Below are 24,159 nucleotides of genomic sequence, written 5' to 3' on the forward strand. Positions count from 1 at the left end.
ACTTATGAAGAAATTTTTTACTTATTTGATTCTTCTGATGTGTTTGATTGATGTAGGCTTTATGCCCAAACTATTCGGTCAGACAGCTGCTACATTACCCTATACGCAGAATTTTTCGACGGGTAATGATCTTACTTTTATCAATGGATCAGCAACCAACAAATGGGTAGTAGGATCTGCAACAGGAAATGCTGCAAATTCTATGTATGTTTCAAATGATAATGGAACTACCAATGCGTATACCAACACAGCAACAAGTGTGGTCTTCGCTTACAGGGATATTACAATTCCTGCAGGAGCTACAAATGCAACTTTTTCTTTCGATTGGAAAGGCGTAGGAGAAGGTGGTTATGACTATTTGAGAGTTTGGCTGGTGCCTGCAACTTTTACGCCTACTAGTGGAACACAGATTACCGCAGGAGGGGGCAGAATCCAAGTTGGAGGAGATCTTAATCAGCAGACTACATGGCAGAATTATAATACAACAGCTTTAAATATAAGTACTTTCGCCGGAAGTACAATGCGTCTTGTTTTTGAATGGAGAAATGATGATATTGTGGGAACAAGCCCAGCGGCTGCCGTTGATAATATTTCTCTTTTAATTCCAACGTGTGTGGTGCCTTCAGCTTTAGTTGTACCTACTATTACGCCTAACAGTGCTACACTCGGATGGACTGCACCAAGCCCTGCACCGGCAAACGGCTACGAATATTATTATTCTACAAGCAGCACACCACCGGTTGCCGCAACGGCGGGAACTGCAATTTCAGGAACTTCTGTGAGTTTATCTCCATTGGTACCAGGAACTACCTATTACTGGTGGGTAAGAGCGGTATGTTCTGCAACAGATAAAAGTACTTGGGCAGCCGGCCCTGCATTCACGCCGGGACAAATTGGTTCTGGTACCGGAACAACAGGAAACTTACCGGTATATTCGTGCTACGGATATAACTACTCCCAACAAATATACACTGCTGCAGAAGTAGCAGGAGCGGTGGGAACCAATAACTATATTACGTCAATCAGATTTTATGTATCTGCGACAGCAGCTACCCAGGCTAATTACAACCAATGGGTAGTTTATATGGGGAATACGACTCAGGCAAATTTTGCTACGACAACCAGTTGGGTGCCTTTAGCGAATATGTCTCAGGTTTATTCCGGAACATTACCAAATATGACAAGCGGTACCTGGGTAGAAATCCCGTTAAGTACACCGTTTTTATGGAATGGGACCAGCAATATTGTAATTGCGGTTGACGAAAATGTTGCAGGATATTCATGTACTGCAAACTGGGGAAGTTATGCTGCAGGTACCAATAGAGGTATTTTGTATTATAATGATACTACAAATCCTAATCCTGCAAGCCCACCAACTGCGAGCAGCAGATATTCTGACATTCCTAGAGTTCAGCTGGTAGGAGTAAACTTACAACCTTGTACAACAGCTCCTCCTGCGAATATTGTCGTTAATAATTTAACACCTACAAGTGCTACAGTTTCTTGGACACCTTCTTTGGGAGCTACATACGTTGTAAGATATAGAGTAGCGCCAAGCGGACCTTGGATAACCGTAAATGTTACAGCACCTTTATCCAATAGCTACACGATTACTGGTTTAAATGAAACTACTCAATACGAAGTTCAGGTTGCTACAGTATGTGGTGGTACTACAGGAGCATTCTCTGCAAGTTCTACCTTTACTACACCTGCAATATCTTATTGTACAGCCGGACCTACAAGTACTACGGTTTACGAATATATGTCTAACGTAACGGTAACGCCTAATGGATTGGCACCTATGGTGAGTAACTCATCTACGCCTCCGCCATTCTATACCGATTATTCTGCTGATCCTACAAGATTGGTTACGTTAATCAGAGGTCAGGCTAATAACAGCATTTCGGTGACAAAAATATGGCCGGGAACTTCTTACAGTGCCGGTACGAAAGCCTGGATTGACTGGAACAGAAACGGAATTTTTGAAACTACTGAAGTAGTTCTCGATTCTCCTTCCAATACAACATCTGTAGTAAATAATACTTTCACAGTTCCTACCCTTGCTCAAGGAGTATATGCGGGAACCCAGAATATTAAAATGAGAGTGATATTGCAGGAAGGAGGTACTCCTAATGCATGTGGTACATTTACTTGGGGTGAAGTTGAAGATTACAACGTACGACTAATAGATCTGTTACCTTGTACAACAGCACCACCAACCAACGTAACGGTTTCTAATCTTACAGCAACTACTGCCGATGTATCTTGGTTACCTACTGCAGGAGCTACTTATATTATCAGATGGAGAGTAGGTGCTACAGGTGCTTGGTTGCCAAGTGCAGCAGGTTTGACATTACCTGCAGGGCAAAGTTACTACACTATTACAGGTCTTACAGAACAGACCGGTTATCAGGTTCAGATTGCAACAATTTGTAGCGGAACTACAGGAGCGTTTGGGGCATCTACAACATTCACTACGCCTACCTTATCATATTGTCCTATGACAGGAACAGGAACTAATGATTACATCTCGAATGTAACGGTTACTCCTACCAATCTTCCTGTGATGAACAATACATCTGTTCAGACAAATTATATTAGTTATACTACTCCGGCAACCTTAATCAATTTAGAAATAGGTTCTGCAAATAATAAAATATCTGTATCTAAAAGCTGGGTTGGTTCTACGTACAGTGATGCGGTTTCTGCATGGATTGATTATAACAGAAACGGATTCTTTGAAACTACGGAACAGATTTTAAATTCTGCGGCAAGTACGGTGACCCCAATAACGAACCTGAATTTCACAGTTCCTGCCGGTGCCTATAACGGACCTTTAAATACGACAATGAGAGTGGTATTGAAACGTACAAGTGCACCTGTTTTATGCCAGAATGCAACCGATGGTGAAGTTGAAGATTATGCGGTAAAATTAAGACCGTGCAGCAATGCAACACCTGGAGCACCTACATTTAGTGCGGTTACGCATAATTCAGCAACGATTAACTGGACAGGAGCAACAAATAATCTTAATTATATATTACAATATAGAGTTCAGGGAACTACTACATGGACAAGTGTAAACGTATCTACTCTTGCAGGTAACCCGCCTATTACCATTACAGGTTTAACTCCTGCTACAACGTATGAAGTACAGGTTGCGGCGATTTGTGGAGCAACACCCGGAACGTATACTGCAATTAAAACATTTAAGACAAGATGTGATCCTACACCTCCAAATGTTACGGTAACAAATATAACTTCTACTTCGGCAGTAATTACATGGAACCCACTTGTACCAAGTGCAACCTATGTATTGCGATGGAGAATTGTAGGAACAACAACATGGAATAATGTAACATTGCCATTGCCTCCTGCAAATACATACACACTTACAGGACTGAGTTCTTTTGTAACATATGAAGTTCAGGTTGCAAATATCTGTAACGGTGAAACTACGCCAAATACGTACTCAAATCCACAAGTATTTACGACTGTAAGAATTTGTGAGTTACCTCCTCCAGGACTTACGATCTCAGCAATTACACCTACCAGTGCAGTTGTTAACTGGGATGCTTTCCCTGGTGCAACTTATATGTTAAGATATAGAAAAGTAGGTATTCCGAGCTGGACTACAATTCCGGTGGCTACGAATACCTATACATTGACAGGATTGCTAGAATTGACAAAATATGAAATGCAGGTAGTGAATATTTGTAATGGAACTCCGGGTAACTATACTCCTCCATACTTCTTTACTACGCCTACAATTACATATTGCCAGATGTCTTCTTCTGCTTCTGCATCAGATTATATCTCTAAAGTTAAAGTAACGCCTAATGGTAAACCTGTAATGGAAAGTAACACACTTGCATCAAACTATTCAGATTTCACAGGAGTTCCTGCGAAGTTTATAGAAATGATTCAGGGGTCTGCAGATAATCAGATTTCTATAGAGAAGAAAACCGGTGCTACAACCAATACCGGAGTAGCAGTCTGGATCGATTTTAACAGAAATGGTTATTTTGATATTAATGAAAAAGTATTTTCTTCAGGTCCAAATACCAATGCTACGGTTAACGGAACATTTAATGTACCAGCGGATGCTTATGTAAGCAACACCAATTTCCAATATGTAGTAATGAGAGTGGCGATGCAGAAAGACGGAATTCCTGTAAACTGTACCAACTTCCAGACTGGTGAGGTTGAAGATTATACAGTAAGAATTTCTAAGGTTCCTGTGGTTAATCCTATTAACCAAACCGATATCTTGATTTATCCTAACCCGGTAAGTTCAATATTAAACGTTAAAAATATCAGCAAAAAAGCAAATTATAAAATTTATACTGCTGGTGGACAACTCGTATCAAGCGGAGTAATCTTAAATAATAAGATTGACGTAAGCAAGTTGATTAACGGATTATATGTATTGGATATTGAAGACGCTCAAGGATCTATACAGAAGAAATTTATTAAAGAATAATCAATAATTTTAAAGGAAATAAGCTCTCAGAAATGAGAGCTTATTTTTTTTTTGTTTTAAGGTAAAAAAAGCCGCAGTTATTGCGGCTTTTTATTCAATTTCGAAAATGATCCTTTCAGTTTGTTCTCTCAGATCATCAATATTGGTGTTGTTATAGATAATGTAGTCTGCCAGTTTTATTTTGTCTTTTTCAGGCATTTGCTTTTCAATGACAGACTGTACTTCACGGTAGGTTTTAGCATCTCTGTCCATCACTCTTTTAATTCGGATATTATCTTCAGCAGTAACCAAAAGTGACTTATAGCACTCCTTATGAAGCTTTAATTCGAATAATAAAGCCGTTTCTTTAAAGATCAGATATTTAGTCTGCTGCGAAACCCATTTTTCAAAATCCACACGTACGGCGGGATGAATGATGCTGTTTAACTGTAAAAGCAATTCTTCATCATTAAAAACTTTTTGCCCTACATATTTTCTGTTGTACAATTCATTTTCATCATAAGAATCGCTGCCTAAAAGATCCTTAATTCTACTTTTGAGCGCTTCATCATCATTTACAATTGTTTTTGCTCTTTCATCAGAATAATACACAGGAAATCCGCAGTTTTCAATACACTTTGCCACTGTAGTTTTTCCGGAGCCGATACCACCTGTAAGACCGATGATCTTGGGGCCGGGTTCAGATTCCTGAGCTGTTGTTTCTGAATTTAAATCTTCCATAATCAATATCCAAAAACTTCATTAAAGCTGAATGTTTCATCAAGACGTATCCCTTTTTCAGTCATTTTCAGACTTGCCAATTCGTGATGAGCATCATGTTCAAAAAACAACAGATAATCATTATCAATACATTGTTTCAAAAATTTCGCTTTTTCTTCTACCGTTAGAAGAGGTCTTGTATCATATCCCATTACATAAACCTGAGGAATATGTCCTGCAGTAGGAATGAGGTCGGCAGCAAAAACAATCGTTTTTTCCTGGTACTGAATGACCGGAAGCATTTGTTTCTCAGTATGGCCGTCAACAAAAATGACATCCATTTTCAAATCAGGTTCAAAACCGTAATTTCCGGTTTTCGGAAGAGAAAGAAAGTTGAGCTGCCCGCTTTCCTGTATCGGAAGAATATTTTCTTTTAAAAAACTTGCTTTTTCTCTGGGATTGGGTTCCGTTGCCCATTTCCAGTGATTTTCGTTGGTCCAGAACTGTGCATTTTTAAATGCAGGGCGGTAGCCGGATCTGTCATCATTCCATTCAATAGCGCCACCGCAGTGGTCGAAATGAAGGTGGGTGAAGAACACATCAGTAATATCTTCTTTTACAAAGCCGTATTTTTTTAAGTTTTTATCTAAACTGTCATCACCCCACAACGAATAATGGCCAAAGAACTTTTCATCCTGTTTATTTCCAAGTCCGCAATCAATCAGGATAAGCTTTTTACCGTCTTCGATAAGGAGAGACCGTGTTCCGAGTTCGATTAAATTTTTCTCATCTGCCGGATTCGTTTTTTCCCATAGACTTTTCGGAACAACACCAAACATGGCACCGCCGTCCAGCTTGAATTTTCCGCATTGTAAAGGATATAGTTTCATATACTATGTTTTATTTTTTTTTCTGTTGATTTGCTTCATTTTTTCGGCAATTTTCTTTCCATCATCGTCCGAATTTTCCAGCTGGATAATGATATTTTGAAAATCTGTTTCTTTTCTATTCTGGGAAAGCTTTTGTGCAATGAATATTTCAGTCGGTATTATTTTTAATCCAAAAGCACCTTTCATTTCTTTTTCAATAAATTCTTTACCCATATCTTTTACCATCATTGGGCATTTTTGCCATTTCTCGTATTTTGAGGTTAATTTTTCCAAATGATTGTAAAGATCGTCCGAATCCATCAATTCTACTTTTCCATTAACCTGAACGGCTTCATAGTTCCAGGTTGATACATTGACGTGATCATACCAACTGCTCGAAATATAAGCGTGGGCACCCAGAAAATCACACAAAACATCATCTCCGTTTTTCAATATTTTTGCCTGCGGATTTGCTCTGGAAATATGAGTTTCAATATACATGTTTTCCAGATCATCTTCATTCAGCAACATCATAGAATGCGTTGCTCTTATTTTATCAGCAGCGGAGATCAGTAAAGCGAAGGCATTTTCTCTGATAATTTCTTTCATCAGATTGTAATCTTCACTCCTGTATAATTTTGGGATAAACATGATTCGTTAAAATAATTCTCCCGGGTTTCTGGGGATTGCAATATTCAGATGACGGTATGCTTTTTCAGTCACTTCACGGCCTCTTGGCGTTCTGATGATAAATCCTTCCTGAATCAGGAAAGGTTCGTAGACTTCTTCCAGTGTTTCCGGATTTTCGGCGATAGAAGTTGCCAAAGCAGAAATTCCTACCGGTTTTCCTTTAAAGTTTTCAATCATGACCCGCATGATTTTGTTATCCATTTCATCTAGGCCAAACTCGTCTACATTTAAAGAATTTAAAGCATATTTTGTAATCTCTATTTCTATTTCTCCGTTTCCTTTTATTTCAGCAAAATCGCGTACTCTTCTCAGTAAGGCATTGGCAATTCTCGGGGTTCCGCGGCTTCTTCTGGCAATTTCAATCGCTGCATCTTCATAAATTTTTATTCCTAAAACCCGCGCACTTCTGATGATAATCATTGAGAGAAGCTCAACACTATAATATTCCAGCCTGCTCTGAATCCCGAATCTTGCCAACATCGGTTTTGTCAGCATTCCGCTTCTTGTCGTAGCGCCCACTAATGTAAAAGGGTTTAAGCTGATTTGGACACTCCTTGCATTCGGTCCTGTCTCAAGCATGATATCAATTTTAAAATCCTCCATTGCAGAATATAAATATTCTTCAACAATGGGTGATAATCTGTGGATTTCATCAATAAAAAGCACATCATTTTCTTCCAGATTGGTAAGCAAGCCTGCCAAACTTCCGGGTTTGTCAAGAACGGGACCAGAAGTGATTTTACAGTTCACCCCAAGTTCGTTGGCAATAATATTGGATAAGGTCGTTTTTCCTAAACCGGGTGGCCCGTGTAACAGGACATGATCGAGTGCGCCGCCACGGTTTTTGGCAGCAGCAACGAAAACCTCGAGGTTCTCAAGCGTTTTTCTTTGTCCGGCAAAATCCTTAAAACTCTGCGGACGAATTTTTTCTTCCTGTATGAGTTCCTCATCGGAATAATTTTCCTTATCAGGATGTAAAAAATCTGGCATTAATTCATTTCATTTACTTCAAAGATAGCAAATTTAGGTCAAGTCTGAAATTGTATTTGTAATTTAGCAAGCATGAAATTAGTAGGACCATTTAAGCAAATTATAACACTTGCCCATCTTTCTCTGAGAGGCAAATTATCGGATGATCAGCTTGAAATTATCACAGATGGAGGTATTTTAATACAAGACAACAAAATTCAGCAGATCGGAAATTTTGAACAATTAAAATCTGAAAATCCATATACCGAGATTGAAGAAATGGAAGGGACACAGGTTGTTCTTCCCGCGTTTATAGATTCTCACACTCATATTTGTTTCGGCGGAAACCGCGCCAATGATTTTGCCATGCGTAATGCTGGGAAAACCTATCTTGAAATCGCAGAAAGCGGCGGCGGAATCTGGAGCTCGGTACAGCATACGAGAAATGCGTCTGAAGAGGAATTGTTAAAAACTTTATTAGAAAGAATTACTATTTTAATTTCATTAGGAATTACGACAATAGAAGTAAAAAGCGGGTATGGATTAGACATTGAAAACGAGCTTAAAATGCTCCGTATCATCAAAAAAGCAGGCGAACAGACAGAAGCGACTTTAATTTCTACCTGTCTCTCTGCTCATCTGAAACCTAAAGATTTTGATGGGGACAACGAAGAATACTTGCAATATATTCTTACCGAAATTTTACCGAAAGTAAAAGAAGAAAATTTATCAAAGAGAGTTGATATTTTTATTGAAAAGTCGGCTTTTCAGCCGGAGGAAAGTAAAGATTTCTTGATTAAAACTAAAGGTTTAGGTTTTGAAATTACAGTTCATGCAGACCAGTTTACTCCGGGAAGTTCAAGAATTGCCGTGGAAGTCGGCGCAAAATCTGCTGATCATCTGGAAGCAACTATTAATGAAGATATTGAGTTTTTAGCACAATCGGATACGGTTGCTACAGCATTACCGGGTGCGAGTTTAGGATTGGGAGAAAAATTTACACCGGCAAGAAAATTGCTGGATGCGGGAGCAATTCTGGCAATTGCAAGTGACTGGAATCCGGGTTCCGCACCCATGGGAAATTTAATAACACAAGCTTCCATTTTAGCTACATATGAAAAGCTGACTACTGCAGAAGTTTTAGCAGGAATGACATTTAGGTCTTCTTTTGCATTAGGTTTGGAAGACCGGGGAAAATTGGAAAATGGTTTAAAAGCTGATTTTGTCACGTTCAAAACAGATAATTTTCAGAATATTCTGTATCATCAGGGAAGCCTAAAAGCTGAACATGTATATATCAACGGAAATAAAATTTAATTACATCACTTATACGTATTAATATGATTTGGCAAGGCAGATTAGACGGTGAAGAGCTTCTTTACCACAGGATTTTTCAGAGAGTAAAGGAAGAGACGCACTATGAAAACATTTCAACGAATGATTTCGTGTTACACGGTTTTGCCGTGGATGAAGGAGTCCGAAGAAATAAAGGCAGAGTGGGTGCAAAAAATGCTCCGGATATCATCAGAAAAAATATGGCTAATTTCCCGGTTACCCTTCCTGATTTTTCACTTTTAGATTTTGGAAACATTACCTGTGAAAACGGAAATTTGGAGCAGACACAAAATCTACTTGCTGAAAAAGTTTCGCAGGTTTTAACAAAAGGTGGAAAATCCCTGATTTTGGGTGGTGGCCATGAAGTGACTTTTGCCCATTATTCCGGAATAAAAAAAGCTTTTCCCGGTAAAAAGGTTGGGATTATCAATATTGATGCTCATTTTGACAACAGACAGCCAGAAAGTGGAGTGGGCGCAACTTCAGGTACAGGATTTTGGCAGATCGCGCAGGAAGGAAATATCCATTCATTACATATAGGGATTCAGAAAAATTCAAATACACTAAAATTATTTGATACTGCCCATCAATACGGGATGAAATACATTCTTGCAGATGAAATTTTTTTCGAAAACTTACCATCCATTTATCAGCGAATTGATGATTTGCTGGAAGAAGTAGATGTCGCTTACCTTACAGTTTGTATGGATGTTTTTAATGCTTCGATTGCGCCCGGAGTTTCAGCTTCATCGTATAACGGGATTTTCGCAGATGCCGCATTCATGCATTTTTACAGACATATTCTTAAAAATGATAAACTGATCGCATTGGATATCGCAGAAGTGAATCCGGAATTTGATATCCATGAAAGAACATCAAAACTCGCTGCAAGTCTCGTGAATGAATGGTTTATGATTTAACAAATTAATGCAAATCATAGAAAGTATCATCATTTAAGAACACTGTAAGTATACAAATTTTTGCAATTTTGTTGCTTCAGGTAAAAGAAAGAAATTTTTCTTTCCTCAATTATAATTAAGTATTACATGGATAAATCTATCGAAAATAAATTACTTAAAGCCGATGCCGCTTTTGAACAATGGAAAAAAGTTCCATTTGCTGAAAAACAAAAACTGATTGCAAAAGCAGCAGCATTTCTTAGAGAAAATGCAGAAGAGCTGGGTACAATTATCACAAAAGAAATGAATAAGCCCATTTCTCAATCTGTTTCAGAAATTGAAAAATGCGCTTTGATGATGACGTATTATGCTGAAGCTGAAAATGTACTTCAACCCGAAAAAATACAATCGGAGTATCATTTTTCAGAAATTCATTACGTTCCTAAAGGAGTGATTTTAGGAATTATGCCCTGGAATTTTCCATTCTGGCAGGTTTTAAGATTCGCAGTTCCGGCAATTTTAGCAGGAAATACCGTTGTGTTAAAACATGCTTCGATCTGTTTCGGAAGCGGGAATACCCTTGAAAAAATATTTACGGATGTAGGTTTCCCTGAAGGTATATTTCAGAATCTAGAAGTGGGGCATAAAGATGTAAAAGAAATTCTGGAACATGAAACAATTAAAGCAGTAAGCCTTACAGGAAGTGAAAAAGCGGGTGCGGAAGTGGCATCTATTGCCGGTAAAAAAATTAAAAAGTCTCTTTTAGAACTTGGAGGCAGTGACGCTTTTATTGTTCTGGATGATGCAGATCTGGATGAAGCAGCAAAAGTAGGCGCTTTAGCGAGGTTACAAAATTGTGGACAAACCTGTGTCGCCGCAAAAAGGTTTATCATTCAGGAACATATTGAAGCTGATTTTCTTCCCAAATTTATTGCTGAATATCAAAAATACATTCCTGCAGATCCTATGAAAAAGGAAACTAAAATCGCAGGTATGGCAAGACCGGATTTGGCGGATGATCTGGAAAAACAATATCACAGAGCATTAGAGAATGGGGCAGAAGTTATAATAGCTTTAGAAAGAATGTCCGATACCGAATTCAAACCCGGCTTAATTAAAGTGGAAGAAGGAAACCCAATTTTAAAGGAAGAATTATTCGGGCCTCTAGGAATGGTTTTAATTGCAAAAGATGACGCAGAAGCATTAGAAATTGCGAATAACGTCCCTTTCGGTCTTTCTAATGCAGTGTGGACTAAAGATCCCGAACGTCAGCAGTTTTTTATCAACGGCCTTGAATCCGGAACGGTGAATATCAACAGGATGACAAGTTCTGACCCGCGATTTCCATTTGGGGGAACAAAATCTTCCGGATATGGTACTGAGCTTTCTTTACTGGCCTTAAAAGAATTTGTTACGCCAAAAACGATTATAGGAAACTAATTGAAAATGAAAACGCCCGAAAATTTATTTTCGGGCGTTTTTTTCAGATAAAATAATTATATCGTTGTTAATCTCAGCGTATTGGTTTTCCCGCCTTCGTATGATGGTGTCGCATTGATATTGATAACAAAATCGCCGGTTTCAATGTATCCGTGATTATGCGTCAACATATTTACCTGAATTATCGTTTCATCAGTAGATTTATTCATATCATAATAATAGGCACGTACTCCCCAAAGCAGATTCAGCATTGTAATCACTCTCTTGTTTGAGCTGTAGATGATGATGTGAGAATTTGGTCTGTGCGCCGAAATCTGGAAAGCAGTATATCCGGAATGCGTCAAAGTAACAATAGCCGCAACATTGGTGCTTTTTGCAATTCTTACAGCGGCAAGGCAAACTCTGTTGGTAATGAATCTCTCATCGATGCAGTTAAAGTCTTTTTCAATAGGAGCATTTTTATGCTGATAAAAATTTGTCTTTTCAATATTCTTAACAATCTTAGACATATTCTCCACCACCTGAACAGGATATCTTCCTACAGAAGTTTCACCAGAAAGCATTACGGCATCTGCACCATCCAGTACAGAATTGGCAACATCGTTCACTTCCGCTCTTGTAGGAGTCAGGCTGTTGATCATCGTTTCCATCATCTGTGTGGCGATAATGACAGGTTTGGAGTAGAATCTTGCTTTTTCTACCAACGTTTTCTGAATTGCCGGAACTTCTTCCATCGGTACTTCTACTCCTAAATCTCCACGGGCAACCATTAAACCGTCACATTCCAATAAAATCTGGTCAATATTTTTTACTCCTTCCGGTTTTTCAATTTTTGCAATAATCGGAGTTTTGAATTTACCGTTCGGGTGCTTGGAAATCAATTCTTTAAGATCAATAATATCCTGTGCATGACGTACGAACGAAAGCGCAATCCAGTCGACCTCCATGTCAAGCATAAAATTGGCATCCAAAATATCTTTCTCGGTAAGTGCAGGAAGCGAAACATTGGTATTGGGAAGGTTAACCCCTTTTTTAGAACTCAATGGCCCTCCTTGTATTGTTTTTGCTTTTACGGTGTCAATCTGATTGGTTTCCAAAACTTCCAAAACAAGCTTTCCGTCATCAATCAGGATTCTTTCTCCTACATTTACATCCTGAGGAAATTGCTGATACGTCATATACACCTTCGTAGAATCTCCTTCAATCTTTTCATTCGTAAAAGTTAATATATCTCCAGGATTAAGGTAAGACCCTTCTTTTACAACACCTACTCTTAATTTTGGTCCTTGTAAATCTCCTAAAATACCTACAGAAAAACCATATTCTTTATTGAGTTCTCTGATGATTTCGATATTGGATCGCACCAAATCGTAATCTGCATGTGAAAAATTTATTCGAAATATGTCTACACCGGCTTTTATAAGGCCTAACATTACTTCTTTTGAAGATGAAGCGGGCCCTAATGTTGCGATAATTTTTGTTTTCTTTAAATACTTATTCATAATACTGGATAATTTGATACAGTTCTTCTTCAGAACTCAGTTGGTAATCTTGAATCGGAAAGACAAGATTTTCAGGGAGCAAAATTACGGAAAAATCAGGGAATTGTTCCGAACTGTGAATAATATATTCTACTTCAGTCTGATTATTTAATAAAAATTTAATGTTTTCTTCTTCTGAGAAAAGCTCAGTTTGTATTTTTTTTTGACTACTCTCAGATGATTTATTCGATATGAAAGTAAAACAGGTCTTTGTAAACTTATGATAAGCTTCAAATCTGGGAAAATAATAATTAAAATACGATCCGTGAAAAACAAAATCTTCAATTCTTGAAAAGTTAAGGTTGTTTTTCTCGTTTATTCTGAAAAAAAATTCATGATCAGGGATATGTTTAGCCAATCTTACCAAACCAATGGTAATATCCTCACATTCAATATCATCTATGTCATAAAGTTTTTGGATTTCCAAGTATATTTTCTTTTTTGTTTAAAATATAAAATGCTCTCTGTGCAGCTTTTTCTTCCGCCTTTTTTTTGGAGGTTTCCATGGCATTAGAGATTTTTTCTTCTCCGAGCCAGACGTGACAGCGAAAAACAATACTTTTATTCACCTGAATTTCTTCGCAGGTTTCATACTTTATATTCAGTTTTTTCTTTTGGCTCCATTCAAGAAGCAGGCCTTTATAGCTTACAATCTTGTTTTCCAGCTTATTGATTTCGGAAGGAGTCAAAAGTCTTTCCAATACAATTTTTTTACAGGTATCATATTGAAAATCAAGATAAACCGCGCCAACTAACGCTTCAAAGAGATTTCCTGAAATGTTTTCTCCCAAAGCCACTGCGTGGTTATTTTTTTGTAAAAGGTCGGTTAGTTTTAAATCTTCTCCTAATTTGTTAAGATTTTTCCTATTTACAATCTTAGATTTCATCTGTGTCATATATCCTTCATTGGCTGTAGGATAGGTGTGAAACAAATGGCATGAAACGATTGTTCCCAAAACAGAATCTCCTAAAAATTCGAGCCTTTCGTAATTACTGTCCTGGCTTTTAGAAGAACTTTTAATAGAAAACGCTTCACGGTAAAAGCTTATATTCTGAATTTGAGCGCCTAAAATTTTATTAAGCTCCATCGTCAGAAAATAATCCCTTTCCGTTAATGTTCTTTTTCTTTGTTTGAGAAGGAATTTAGAAAAGTATTTCTGTAACTCCATTCAGTAATAATTAGATTTTCTTAAACAGAACGCAAGCATTATGCCCACCAAATCCAAAAGTGTTACTCATGGCTACTTTCACATCTTTTTTCACAGCATGGTTAAAGGTAAAATTAAGCCTGCTGTCGATATTCTCATCATCAGTAAAATGATTGATGGTAGGTGGAACAATACCATGGATAATGGTTCCTACAGCAGCAATAGCTTCAATGACGCCTGCAGCTCCCAAAAGGTGGCCGGTCATTGATTTTGTAGAATTAATCTGAATGTCATATGCATGCTCACCCAATAATCTTGAAATTGCGCTGGATTCTGCAACATCTCCTAATGGAGTAGAGGTACCATGCATATTGATATGATCTACTTCATCAGCAGTTAATCCTGCATCTTCGAGGCAATTTTTCATTACTAAATAAGCTCCCAGACCTTCAGGATGTGGTGCTGTCATATGATGTGCATCGGCACTCATACCGCCTCCTAATAATTCTGCGTATATTGTTGCGCCGCGCTTTACAGCGTGTTCATATTCTTCAAGAATAATCGTTCCCGCACCTTCACCTAAGACAAAACCATCGCGGTCTTTATCAAACGGTCTTGATGCTGTAGTAGGATCGTCATTTCTTGTAGAAAGTGCCATCATTGCATTAAATCCTCCAACGCCACTTGCCGTGATAGCGGCTTCTGAGCCTCCACAGACAATAACGTCTGCTTTACCAAGCTGGATCAGCATTTTGGAATCAATTAATGCATTTGCAGATGAAGCGCAGGCAGAAACAGTGGTATAATTGGGACCGTGGAAACCATATTCTATAGAAATGTGTCCCGGTGTAATGTCCGCAATCATTTTGGGAATAAAAAATGGGTTAAATCTTGGAATTTCTGTGTTTGCCCACCCTAAAACTTCCGTTTCAAAGGTTTCTAAACCGCCAATTCCCGATCCCCAGATTACTCCGACTCTGTTTTTGTCTACTTGATCTTCCATAATTCTTGAGTGGGCTACTGCTTCTCTGGCAGCGACCATCCCAAGCTGAGTGTTACGATCCATTTTTTTTGCTTCTTTTTTATCAAAATACTGCAACGGATCGAAGTTTTTCACTTCACACGCAAACTTCGTTTTGAAATTTTTGGCATCAAAAAGAGTAATCGGAGCGGCACCGCCCTCACCTTTTACAAGGCTTTCCCAGTATTCATTCGCATTATTACCGATGGGTGTTATTGCGCCAAAGCCGGTTACAACTACTCTTTTTAATTCCATAAACTTGTAATTTCCTATTGAAGATATTATTTATTTACTACTTCTTCTATATAAGCAATAGCGTGCCCTACAGTAGTAATTTTTTCAGCCTGGTCATCAGGGATTTGAATGTTAAATTCTTTTTCAAATTCCATAATTAACTCAACTGTATCTAGTGAATCTGCTCCCAAATCATTCGTGAAGCTAGCCTCAGGAGTTACTTCTGTTTCTTCAACGTCAAGCTTATCAGCGATGATAGCTTTTACTCTTGATGCAATGTCTGACATAGTAAATATTTTTTTATTGTTAGATGGTGCAAATATATAAAATTCTTTACGATAAAACATTTTTTTACACTTTTTTGTCGGCAGAAGAGCGGTATTTTATGATGTCTGTGTTTAGTATTTTAATTTCCAGGTGTTTAGATTTTTTTTTATACAGTATTGTCAAATTTATGTTGGATTATATTATGGGTGTTACTTTGCAGAATAAATTAGATAACGAACTGTTTAATTTTAAGAGAATGGCCGATTACTTTTATTACCTTTTAATTCGATGCGTTGAAGAGACTACAGTTTTACATTGATATCAAGATTTTAATTTTATTTAATCTTTGTATCCATGCTTTCAGTAAGATAATTAGTAATATTTAAAAGTTATCTCGAACTATAGAATTAAACATTTTCAATAAAGATTCATCACCGTGTGAATCTTGATTGAATCATTAGATTAATACCTATTCTGAAAAACTCTTCATGAGTGCATTTCTTACACTATCGGATCAATTTTCAAGTATTTAACTTATGAAAAAATGTTATTTCTGATTGAGAAAGTCTGGTGGATAAACTACCTGTCCATACTTTAGCGCTGTAGCCTGTAAGTTTTCAATCGATTCGGGGCTCATCGGTGATGGCGGAAGAAATTCACCTGCCGCTACAGGATCGCCAATCTCTTCAAAAAACTCTTCTAGTCCCGCAGGAACAACCGTACAAAGCAATTGAGCCGTCTTATCACTTACATTTTTAAAATAATGTATGATTCCTCCTTTGGGTACCACTACAAAAGACCCTTTTTTTGCGGTGTAGGATCCGGCTTCGGAATATACGTTTACCTCGCCATCTACTACATAAAAGGATTCATAAAAATCGGCATGGGAATGAGGTCCCGGACCATTTTGTGGGGGCACTAGCATTTCAATAGCCGCAAATGCGCCATTGATTTGTTTGCCCGATACAAGTATGCGGTAATTACCTCCAGCAACAGATAATATTTCTCCGCCTGTCGGGTTTACTGTAATCGGAGTAGGTTTCAGGTTTTCCATATTGTTTTGTTTTTAATATTATAAATTTGGAACAGCATTTCATGAAGTTAAACAGGAGTAAACAATCTATTTTATAGAATACCGACACAATATTTTTGTGTTAATTCAATAAGTTTTCCCTTTTTAATAGCGGCTTTAGCAAAGAAGTTAAATACCGGCTCCGCTATTTTCCGAACCCCAACCATTCTGGAATTGCTTAAATATACAAACAATACTAAATCTATAAACCTCTTGGGTGTTCCTAAATTGTTGGTCAAATCATCGTTAGCAAGACCCTTTAAAATAAAAAGGGCAGTTTCAAAGTTTTTATTTCCGGGAACAATGGTGGTGGTTATAGTACATTTTTCATTAGAAACGTTATGATAGTAATGTTTTTCATTTGGCATTATGGTAGCTATGTCTCCCTGCTTTAAATGGAGGATATTTTTGCCTTTTCCTACTTCCAGGCATCCTTTTAGGATTTCAAATGTTTCTGAGAAGAAAGTGTGATAATGCCACGGAGTTTTTTCTCCGGGAAGAATATTCAGTTCCAATACGCTTTTATTATCGCTGTCAATTGAATGAATCAGCTTGATATATCCTGCTGCTGCTTTCATAGCGTTTTAGACTGGGATTTAGTGGCTAGTAATATTATCCCGAATACAGCACAGATTACGATGGCAACAATATGGGGCAGCGCCTGAAAGATACTGTTATAACTTTTGCTGAGCACGATAAGCATATCATTAAGTGGAATCATTGTTCCCGCTAACAGCGTTACTCCCAAAGCCCGCCGCTCATTTAATAGCACAAAAACACAAATGATCAGCCCGGAGAATATGTCTCTAATACCTTTTATATAATGAAATGAATAATCTCCCTGTACATTAAAATGGATGCCATATTCGGCTGTTGCTGTTTCGGGAGACCAAAAAAAGCGGGAGCCAAGAAAAATCATTCCCAAACCTAATAATAATGCGATCCCATAAGAAATTTTAGTAGTCATGCTATTTGTTTTACGTGTTAATAATGACACAAAATTAGCATAGCGGGACACGTTATTCGTGCACCTGAGTTAATAAATCAAATTCTACTTAAAAATTCTTTTACGAATGCGGCTTAGTGATTGTGGCTTTACACCAACAAACGACGCGATGTGATATTGTGAAATTCTTTGTTGCAAATCTGGATGGTTATTTAAAAATCTTTCATAACGTACTTGAGGTGATTCTGTATACAATGAATGGATATCCTTCAACATTTGCAAAAAAACCGTTTCAATAGCAATTCTGCCATAACGTTCCCCGTTACGTACTTTTTCATAGAGTATTTGCAGGTCACTATACGAAATCACTAAGACATCACTGTCTTCTAAAGCCTGAATAATCTTTGACGATGGGTTTTGAGGAAGAAAGCTTTCATAATTGCATGCATACTGATTTTCTTGAGAGAAAGCATATGTTTTTTCTTCACCATCATGATTAATGTAATACCTCATCAACCCCTTTGTAATAAATCCAACTTGTTTGCAAATTTCCCCTTCTTCTAAAAAGAAGTCCCCTTTTTTATAAACCTTCTCTTTAAATAAAGAAGTGACAATGTCTTTTTCGGATTGGTTTAATTCTATCAGATTTTGAATGTTATTAAGTAAACTTTTTATCATGCTATGTTTTCCTTATTTGAATTCCCTAAGCTTAGATTAAAATCATTAACTTCCCTCCGAATTTACTGAATTTTCTATTATGTTTGAGACCTCGTAAAATAAGTGAAAAATCAGGTGAAGAATTTTATAATTTTGTTCTTACGAAGCTTTTTAAGGAAACATATGGAAAGAACACGATACTTATAGTAGATTAAATGGCGTTAGATGACAGATGTGATGATTAAATTTTGAAAATCTCAAAAACGATAGAATGAAGTTAAAAGCAAAAGTGACCATCAGACAATATTTGAAAATATTATTTAGCTTAACCTATTCAAAGCCAATCATGATATTTCTTGTCTGTTTCGCGTTATTACTCGCGCTATGGATTGCGCTTTACCACTTACATATTTTAAATCTACCAGAACCTGTAATTTATCAATACATCACTTTACTTTTGATTGCCGTGATTCAGCCGACTGTGATATTTACTACCATTATAAGAAATTATTACTCGAGCAATCATCTACGGGAAACATTAGATATGGATTTAGCCCAAGATGAGATAAAAATCAAAGGCGAATCCTTCTATATGGAAATTCTCTGGTCGAAAATTTATAAAATCGTTGAAAAGAAAAATTGGTTTCTAATCTATCAAAACAATTTATCTGCTATCTTGATTCCTAAAAAAAATCTATCTCCAGAGCAAATAAAACACATTCAAGAAATTTTAGGGTCAGTAAAAACGATTAAATAAACAGAGATCTATATAATATTACCAAACGAAATGATTTTTGTAATGAATAAAGTTCTGCAGAACAATAACAGCTCATTCCAAGATTTTAATTTTTTTTAAAAAATCTAATTTTATCATAATTCGCATTATAAAGTATATTAAAATTTGGGTAGATTTGGCACATAAAAAAAAGAGAAGATGTAATTATTTGAAATTCAATAATTTACAAATTCTCTTTAATCATAATGTGGAGTTGGAGGGATTCGAACCCTCGTCCAAACAAGCAATACATAAGATTTCTACATGCTTATTCTGCTATTGGTTTTCGACTGGGGGCAGAGAGCAGACACCCAACTTCCAGCTTATCTTCTGAGGTTTTCGAGTTTTAGCCGAAGCGTCTAAAACCTTATTTCTACATTACTATATCTCAGGATCAAACGCCGTAGAACGGAGCATTTGTGAGACATCTTGCTTCCTTACTATCTTCGGGAAAGCGCTTAGAATCTTACTTTATTCGGATTAAGCTGCAAGAGCGAACTCTTCGTTGCCAGTTAAAAGTGTGTAGCAAGGGATTAAAGAGATCGCGCTACGGTTCTCTGCATGCTTACTTACCCATTGACCTTGCTGTCGAAACCAGTCAACCCCGTAAATAATGACTACAAATATACGAAATTTGTTTAAATTAGATTCATATTGAATTTATAGCATTAAAACGAAGATGCCGGAAATTAATTTCCGGCATCTCAAATTATTATTCTCTGTTTTTAAGCAAAATCCAGCCGGATGATTCTACAGGCTTTTTGGTTATTCTGTCCAGCCAAAATAACCTGTACCAATACGTGTCGGTCGGAAGAGGTCTTCCAATATATTTTCCATCCCAAATCGGAGTTTTTGAAGTCGGCTTAAAAATAACCTTGCCGTACTTGTCAAAAATATTTCCGTCAAAATTTCCGTATTTACTGATTTCACTAAAATCAATTACATCATTGATCCCGTCGCTGTTCGGAGTGATGACGTTAGACATGAAAAACGTATAGTATTCTGTACTTGAATCACAGGCAGCGCCTCTGTTTCTCACTTTGATGGTATACTGCGTATTTCTGAAAATATTGGTGAAAACGTTTGATGACTGCCAAGTTATTCCGCCATCAATTGAGTATTCCAAAGCGGTATTTCCGCTGTTTTTTACATTGATTGTCAAAGTATTGTTGTTATATACCACTTCAGTAATTTCTGGTGTAACAATATAAGAAACAATGGCTGTAAATGTTTTCGAACAGACTCCATTACTTATGGTTACGGTATAAGTCCCCGCTGTAGAAGTGCTGATTGTTTGTGTGGTGGCTCCTGTACTCCATACATACGTGTAGTTTGTACCTGATCCTGCGTCTAATATAGTGGTGTCGCCTTTACATATTTCAATATTGTGCAAAGAAGAAGAAATGTCAGGAACAACATTAATGGTAATGGTTGCAGCGGTTTGTGCAGCGCATCCGTTTGTTCCGACGCCGGTTACGGTATAAGTCGTTGTGGAGTTTGGTGCAACCGTCTGAATGTTTCCGCTTCCTGTTAATCCGGTCCAGGTGTAAGTGGCGGCTCCAGAAGCTGTTAGTGTTATAGACTGCCCTTTACAGATGGTAAGATTGGGGGCTGTAACCGTTATGGAAGGTGGTGTGGTATTCTTAAGAACAGTCACTGAAGCCTGTTTTGTGCATCCTTGTGGAGTAGGGCTTGTAATAGTAAGCGTATAAGTTCCGCCGTTATTAATGGTCGGTGTTAAAGTATTGGCTCCTGAAACGATGTTTCCGCCACCGGTTGCCGTCCATAAAAAAGTCGATCCGGCCTGATAAACTGAAGTTGAAGCATTTAGCACAATCTGTGGAGTAGTACAGGTAATCTGTGCAGGTGGAGCAATATTAATTGTAATGGCAGGATCCATAATAACGGTGACCGATTTTTGGTACTGACATCCGCTTGGAGTTGTAACGGTTACCGTATAAATTCCTCCGTTTGTAACGGTATTGATTGTTCCATTAACGCCATTGGACCAAGAAAATGTGTTTCCCGTACCGGTTGCAGTTGCGGTCAATGTAGTGGAATTTCCTTGGCAAAAAGTTAAATTTCCACTGATTTGCGCATTGGGATCTGTTCCGGCAGCTATAGTTATAGAAACAGGATCACTCGTACATGTCCCGTTATTATTGGTTAAAGTATAAGTCCCGGCGCTGGAAACAATGATGCTTTGCGTAGTTTGTCCGTTTGACCAAACATTTCCGGTAGCTAAATTTGAGGTTAATGTTACGGTATTTCCATTACAAATTGCCGTTGCTGAAGCAGTAATAACCGGCAGCGGCTTTGGATTGACAATTAATTGCAATTGAGCAACTTTAGAGCAGGTTGCAGATTTTACCCGAACATAAATAATGGCATTTCCTGAAATATAGGCAGTTGGTGTTGCAATGGTATTCGTATTTCCGGCTACGGCATCTGCCTGATTTACATAGTAGTCAAATGTTACTCCTGAAGTGGTACTGATATTGGTTTGTGCGCTTATTAGATTAAATGTTGCTGTTGAAGTCCCCGAACATTGGCTTAAAGTCGAATTCTGCACTACAGGAACAATACCTTGCGTCACGGTAACAGATTTCTGATATTCACAATTGGCCGGTGTTTTTACGGTAACGGTATAAATTCCCGGAGTTGAAGCTGAAATCGTATTTCCGGTGCTGCCATTTGACCAGGTGTACGTATTTCCTGTTCCGGACGCCGATGCAGTAAGTTGTGCAGGAGATTCACACAAAACCAAATTCCCCGCAATCTGAACATTAGGATCGCCCTCTGCAGTAATAGTTATAGATGCAGGTGTGCTTGTACAAAGTCCGTTTGTATTAGTTAAAGTATAGGTTCCTGCTGTTGTCACGGTAATTGATGGCGTTGTGGCACCGTTTGACCAGGTATTTCCTGTCGGTTGGTTAGAGGTAAGGATTATATTTCCTCCAAAACAAATGGTGTTTGATGAGCTGGTAATTGCGGGAGCTGCAAGTTGAGTAACAGTAAGCTGCAGTTGAGCAACTTTGGAGCAGGTTGCAGACTTCACCCGGACATAAATAATCGCGTTCCCCGAAATATATGCTGTAGGAGTTGCAATAGTATTGGTATTTCCTGCAAGAGCATCTGCCTGATTTACATAATAATCAAATGTCACTCCGGAGGTCGTGCTTATATTAGGCTGAGCCGAAGTTAAATTAAAAGTACCCGTTGTCGTATTGGAACATTGGCTCAAAGCAGCATTCTGAACTACAGGAATCACACCCTGTACAACGGTAACCGATTTCTGATACAGGCAATTGGCAGGTGTTTTTACTGTAACGGTATAAATTCCCGGAGTAGAGGTAGAAATAACATTTCCGGTAGCTCCGGTTGACCAGCTATAAGTGTTTCCTGTTCCGTTTGACGAAGCGGTAAGCTGGGTCGGCGACTCGCAAATCGAAAGATTTCCGGCAATCTGTACATTAGGATCTGTATCTGAAGCAATCGTTACGGAAGCTTGCGGACTTGTGCAGATTCCATTCGTACTTGTCAGTGTATAAGTTCCTGGGTTGGTTACGGTAATGGATGAAGTTGTTGCGCCTGTTGACCATGTATTTCCGGTAGCATTGCTTGATGTAAGTGTAACATTTCCGCCGGCACAGATGGTGGTCGCAGAAGCGGTTATGGTTGCCGTTAAGCTTTTGTTTTTAAACACTAGAGATCCGGTTTGCCGGCATGCGTTGATGGTCGCGCCCGGATTGTTCGGATCATGATAATTAATGCTGTAATAATAAGTAGCGATGGTATTTACAGTGGTGGGAGCTGTAATAGGATTGTTTCCTGTCGCCGCATCATTCGCATTGTTAAAATAAGTAACCGTAAAATTGGCATTCCCGTTCAGGATTCCTGAGCTCAAAGTTGCAAAATTGAAGACCGCCGTATTTCCGCAAATAGAGATTTCTCTGGGTAAATTTATATTGGCACCTGGATTTCCCGGTGGAATAAAAGGGTTTGGTGCAATGGTAGGGCTGTTGAAGGGAGAGACGAATGTAGCCGTTCCGCCCCAGGTTAAATTAAAGGTAAAAACCGTAGAAGACCAGTTGTCTAAATAAAGATAATATGTCTGTCCAGCGACCACATCCATATATCTGCAATAAGGAGTGGTGTTTCCTCCTGCAGAAGTAAGATTGGTATTGGTCATATTCATTCCCGTACTTCCTAAATCTCCTGAAGCGTTACATCGTATAGGATTGCCTCTGTTGGCGCAGCTTACATTCGGGCCATAAATTGCCCAGTCGTAATCTACCGCTCCTGCCGGAGTGAGGTTAAAGGTAAGCGTTCCACTGGTGGCAATGGTAAATTTATACCAAACGGAATGATGTTCCCCTGAAGATAAACATCCTCCAAGGCTTTCATTTACATTTCCGATTCCGGAAGGGGTGTAGTTAATGTTTGAATTTCCACATACTGTAATAGCAGAACTACAGTCTTCCTGTGCAAAAAAAGAAATGTAGAAAAATAATAAAAAAGAAAACAGTAGTTTTTTTACCATGAATTTATGTTTTATTAAAATAAATCTTTAAAATCAATGTTTAAAAAGTATAATGAAATAACAGGCTGATTGCGGTAGCATAAGCATCAAAACATAAATCAGAAATTTACCGTTCTTTTAGTTATTTGGTTTATAGTTTTTAGTAATTGCAAATCTAAGTAAAATTATAAATACAATAAACATCTGAATATTAATAAAATATTGTTTCTTTTTTTGAATCCTTGGAATGAATTAAACAAAGAATATAGAGCATCTTTTATGATGTTTACATTGATATTTTGTAATTAAAAAATAATATTCAGCCGAATAATTTGGAATACCAAAAAAAAGTTTTACTTTTGCAATCCAAAATGAGATGTAATATATGTTAATAATCCCGGTAAAAGATGGTGAGTCCATCGACAGAGCACTTAAAAAATATAAGAGAAAATTTGATAAAACTGGTACAGTTCGTCAGTTAAGATCAAGACAGCAGTTTATCAAGCCTTCTGTAACCCTTAGACAAGCCAGATTAAAAGCGGCTTATAAGCAAAGAGGTTTAAGCAAGGAAGAGCAGGCTTAAGAATTTTCT

20 protein-coding genes and 1 other RNA gene are annotated in these 24,159 nt (G+C 37.8%); 6 read left to right on the plus strand and 15 right to left on the minus strand.

Features of this window, described 5'->3' with window-relative positions; translation table 11 throughout:
* Window positions 1-4: 4 nt before the first annotated feature.
* A complete protein-coding gene (locus tag N0B16_RS13490; protein ID WP_262991477.1) occupies window positions 5-4,483 on the plus strand; it encodes a fibronectin type III domain-containing protein in 4,479 nt (1,492 codons plus the stop codon).
* Window positions 4,484-4,573: 90 nt separating this feature from the next.
* Here N0B16_RS13490 and coaE read toward each other — a convergent pair whose 3' ends face one another.
* From coaE to ruvB, 4 genes are read right to left on the minus strand one after another with little or no spacing between them, the layout of a single operon-like run.
* Entirely contained in the window at window positions 4,574-5,203 is a 630-nt protein-coding gene (gene coaE, locus N0B16_RS13495; protein ID WP_262991478.1) for a dephospho-CoA kinase, read from the minus strand.
* 2 nt (window positions 5,204-5,205) lie between these two features.
* On the minus strand, window positions 5,206-6,072 hold the full coding sequence (locus N0B16_RS13500; RefSeq protein ID WP_262991479.1) for an MBL fold metallo-hydrolase: 867 nt from the start codon (window positions 6,070-6,072) through the stop codon (window positions 5,206-5,208).
* A gap of 3 nt (window positions 6,073-6,075) precedes the next feature.
* Window positions 6,076-6,702 (minus strand): FMN-binding negative transcriptional regulator, encoded by a 627-nt coding sequence (locus N0B16_RS13505; RefSeq protein WP_262991480.1) that lies wholly within the window; start codon window positions 6,700-6,702, stop codon window positions 6,076-6,078.
* A gap of 6 nt (window positions 6,703-6,708) precedes the next feature.
* Window positions 6,709-7,731 (minus strand): Holliday junction branch migration DNA helicase RuvB, encoded by a 1,023-nt coding sequence (ruvB, locus tag N0B16_RS13510; protein WP_262991481.1) that lies wholly within the window; start codon window positions 7,729-7,731, stop codon window positions 6,709-6,711.
* Between the two features lie 72 nt (window positions 7,732-7,803).
* On the opposite strand from ruvB, the gene hutI reads away from it, so the two are divergent.
* The 3 genes from hutI (at window position 7,804) to N0B16_RS13525 (ending at window position 11,384) form a co-directional block, all read left to right on the plus strand.
* On the plus strand, window positions 7,804-9,027 hold the full coding sequence (gene hutI, locus N0B16_RS13515) for an imidazolonepropionase (protein WP_262991482.1): 1,224 nt from the start codon (window positions 7,804-7,806) through the stop codon (window positions 9,025-9,027).
* A gap of 17 nt (window positions 9,028-9,044) precedes the next feature.
* Window positions 9,045-9,965, plus strand: a complete 921-nt coding sequence (gene hutG / locus N0B16_RS13520) for a formimidoylglutamase (RefSeq protein ID WP_262991520.1) — start codon at window positions 9,045-9,047, stop codon at window positions 9,963-9,965.
* A gap of 126 nt (window positions 9,966-10,091) precedes the next feature.
* Complete coding sequence (locus N0B16_RS13525; protein WP_262991483.1) at window positions 10,092-11,384, plus strand: aldehyde dehydrogenase family protein; 1,293 nt, start codon at window positions 10,092-10,094, stop codon at window positions 11,382-11,384.
* 56 nt (window positions 11,385-11,440) lie between these two features.
* Here N0B16_RS13525 and pyk read toward each other — a convergent pair whose 3' ends face one another.
* The 9 genes from pyk to N0B16_RS13570 all read right to left on the minus strand — a co-directional run bounded on the left by pyk (window position 11,441) and on the right by N0B16_RS13570 (window position 18,291).
* A complete protein-coding gene (gene pyk, locus N0B16_RS13530; protein ID WP_262991484.1) occupies window positions 11,441-12,886 on the minus strand; it encodes a pyruvate kinase in 1,446 nt (481 codons plus the stop codon).
* Window positions 12,879-13,352, minus strand: coding sequence for an IPExxxVDY family protein (locus N0B16_RS13535; RefSeq protein WP_262991485.1), 474 nt, complete (start codon window positions 13,350-13,352; stop codon window positions 12,879-12,881). The genes pyk and N0B16_RS13535 overlap by 8 nt, the downstream gene beginning before the upstream one ends.
* The gene (gene rnc / locus N0B16_RS13540) at window positions 13,330-14,094 is read right to left on the minus strand and encodes a ribonuclease III (RefSeq protein ID WP_262991486.1); all 765 of its coding nucleotides are present in this window, start codon (window positions 14,092-14,094) and stop codon (window positions 13,330-13,332) included. The genes N0B16_RS13535 and rnc overlap by 23 nt, the downstream gene beginning before the upstream one ends.
* Window positions 14,095-14,104: 10 nt before the next feature.
* Window positions 14,105-15,349, minus strand: a complete 1,245-nt coding sequence (gene fabF / locus N0B16_RS13545) for a beta-ketoacyl-ACP synthase II (protein WP_262991487.1) — start codon at window positions 15,347-15,349, stop codon at window positions 14,105-14,107.
* Between the two features lie 26 nt (window positions 15,350-15,375).
* Window positions 15,376-15,615: an acyl carrier protein gene (locus tag N0B16_RS13550; RefSeq protein WP_002976354.1), complete on the minus strand. Its 240-nt coding sequence runs from the start codon at window positions 15,613-15,615 to the stop codon at window positions 15,376-15,378.
* 527 nt (window positions 15,616-16,142) lie between these two features.
* On the minus strand, window positions 16,143-16,514 hold the full coding sequence (locus tag N0B16_RS13555) for a cupin domain-containing protein (RefSeq protein ID WP_262991488.1): 372 nt from the start codon (window positions 16,512-16,514) through the stop codon (window positions 16,143-16,145).
* 206 nt (window positions 16,515-16,720) lie between these two features.
* Window positions 16,721-17,245 carry a cupin domain-containing protein gene (locus tag N0B16_RS13560; RefSeq protein WP_262991489.1) on the minus strand — a complete coding sequence of 175 codons (525 nt, stop codon included), beginning with the start codon at window positions 17,243-17,245 and terminating at the stop codon, window positions 16,721-16,723.
* A complete protein-coding gene (locus tag N0B16_RS13565; protein WP_262991490.1) occupies window positions 17,242-17,634 on the minus strand; it encodes a DUF4267 domain-containing protein in 393 nt (130 codons plus the stop codon). Before N0B16_RS13565 ends, N0B16_RS13560 begins: the two co-directional genes overlap by 4 nt.
* An 84-nt stretch (window positions 17,635-17,718) precedes the next feature.
* Window positions 17,719-18,291, minus strand: coding sequence for a Crp/Fnr family transcriptional regulator (locus tag N0B16_RS13570; RefSeq protein ID WP_262991491.1), 573 nt, complete (start codon window positions 18,289-18,291; stop codon window positions 17,719-17,721).
* A gap of 250 nt (window positions 18,292-18,541) precedes the next feature.
* On the opposite strand from N0B16_RS13570, the gene N0B16_RS13575 reads away from it, so the two are divergent.
* On the plus strand, window positions 18,542-19,027 hold the full coding sequence (locus N0B16_RS13575) for a YcxB family protein (protein ID WP_262991492.1): 486 nt from the start codon (window positions 18,542-18,544) through the stop codon (window positions 19,025-19,027).
* A 224-nt stretch (window positions 19,028-19,251) separates the two neighbouring features.
* Here N0B16_RS13575 and ssrA read toward each other — a convergent pair.
* Window positions 19,252-19,651: a transfer-messenger RNA gene (ssrA, locus tag N0B16_RS13580) on the minus strand.
* Between the two features lie 106 nt (window positions 19,652-19,757).
* Window positions 19,758-23,588 (minus strand): FIDD domain-containing protein, encoded by a 3,831-nt coding sequence (locus N0B16_RS13585; RefSeq protein WP_262991493.1) that lies wholly within the window; start codon window positions 23,586-23,588, stop codon window positions 19,758-19,760.
* A 364-nt stretch (window positions 23,589-23,952) separates the two neighbouring features.
* Here N0B16_RS13585 and rpsU point away from each other — a divergent pair, with 364 nt between their 5' ends.
* Window positions 23,953-24,150 carry a 30S ribosomal protein S21 gene (gene rpsU, locus N0B16_RS13590; RefSeq protein WP_262991494.1) on the plus strand — a complete coding sequence of 66 codons (198 nt, stop codon included), beginning with the start codon at window positions 23,953-23,955 and terminating at the stop codon, window positions 24,148-24,150.
* The last annotated feature ends 9 nt before the right edge of the window (window positions 24,151-24,159 follow it).

The organism is Chryseobacterium gilvum, assembly GCF_025628965.1.
Lineage (GTDB): Bacteria > Bacteroidota > Bacteroidia > Flavobacteriales > Weeksellaceae > Chryseobacterium > Chryseobacterium gilvum.

Bases quoted from the DNA above. Each gene is read 5' to 3' on its own strand.
- N0B16_RS13585 (WP_262991493.1), bottom strand. From the start codon at position 23,588: ATGGTAAAAAAACTACTGTTTTCTTTTTTATTATTTTTCTACATTTCT.
- N0B16_RS13565 (WP_262991490.1), bottom strand. From the start codon at position 17,634: ATGACTACTAAAATTTCTTATGGGATCGCATTATTATTAGGTTTGGGA.
- N0B16_RS13490 (WP_262991477.1), top strand. From the start codon at position 5: ATGAAGAAATTTTTTACTTATTTGATTCTTCTGATGTGTTTGATTGAT.
- N0B16_RS13505 (WP_262991480.1), bottom strand. From the start codon at position 6,702: ATGTTTATCCCAAAATTATACAGGAGTGAAGATTACAATCTGATGAAA.
- N0B16_RS13550 (WP_002976354.1), bottom strand. From the start codon at position 15,615: ATGTCAGACATTGCATCAAGAGTAAAAGCTATCATCGCTGATAAGCTT.
- rnc (WP_262991486.1), bottom strand. From the start codon at position 14,094: ATGGAGTTACAGAAATACTTTTCTAAATTCCTTCTCAAACAAAGAAAA.
- N0B16_RS13575 (WP_262991492.1), top strand. From the start codon at position 18,542: ATGAAGTTAAAAGCAAAAGTGACCATCAGACAATATTTGAAAATATTA.
- N0B16_RS13500 (WP_262991479.1), bottom strand. From the start codon at position 6,072: ATGAAACTATATCCTTTACAATGCGGAAAATTCAAGCTGGACGGCGGT.
- hutI (WP_262991482.1), top strand. From the start codon at position 7,804: ATGAAATTAGTAGGACCATTTAAGCAAATTATAACACTTGCCCATCTT.
- coaE (WP_262991478.1), bottom strand. From the start codon at position 5,203: ATGGAAGATTTAAATTCAGAAACAACAGCTCAGGAATCTGAACCCGGC.
- pyk (WP_262991484.1), bottom strand. From the start codon at position 12,886: ATGAATAAGTATTTAAAGAAAACAAAAATTATCGCAACATTAGGGCCC.
- N0B16_RS13570 (WP_262991491.1), bottom strand. From the start codon at position 18,291: ATGATAAAAAGTTTACTTAATAACATTCAAAATCTGATAGAATTAAAC.
- fabF (WP_262991487.1), bottom strand. From the start codon at position 15,349: ATGGAATTAAAAAGAGTAGTTGTAACCGGCTTTGGCGCAATAACACCC.
- N0B16_RS13560 (WP_262991489.1), bottom strand. From the start codon at position 17,245: ATGAAAGCAGCAGCAGGATATATCAAGCTGATTCATTCAATTGACAGC.
- N0B16_RS13525 (WP_262991483.1), top strand. From the start codon at position 10,092: ATGGATAAATCTATCGAAAATAAATTACTTAAAGCCGATGCCGCTTTT.
- ruvB (WP_262991481.1), bottom strand. From the start codon at position 7,731: ATGCCAGATTTTTTACATCCTGATAAGGAAAATTATTCCGATGAGGAA.
- rpsU (WP_262991494.1), top strand. From the start codon at position 23,953: ATGTTAATAATCCCGGTAAAAGATGGTGAGTCCATCGACAGAGCACTT.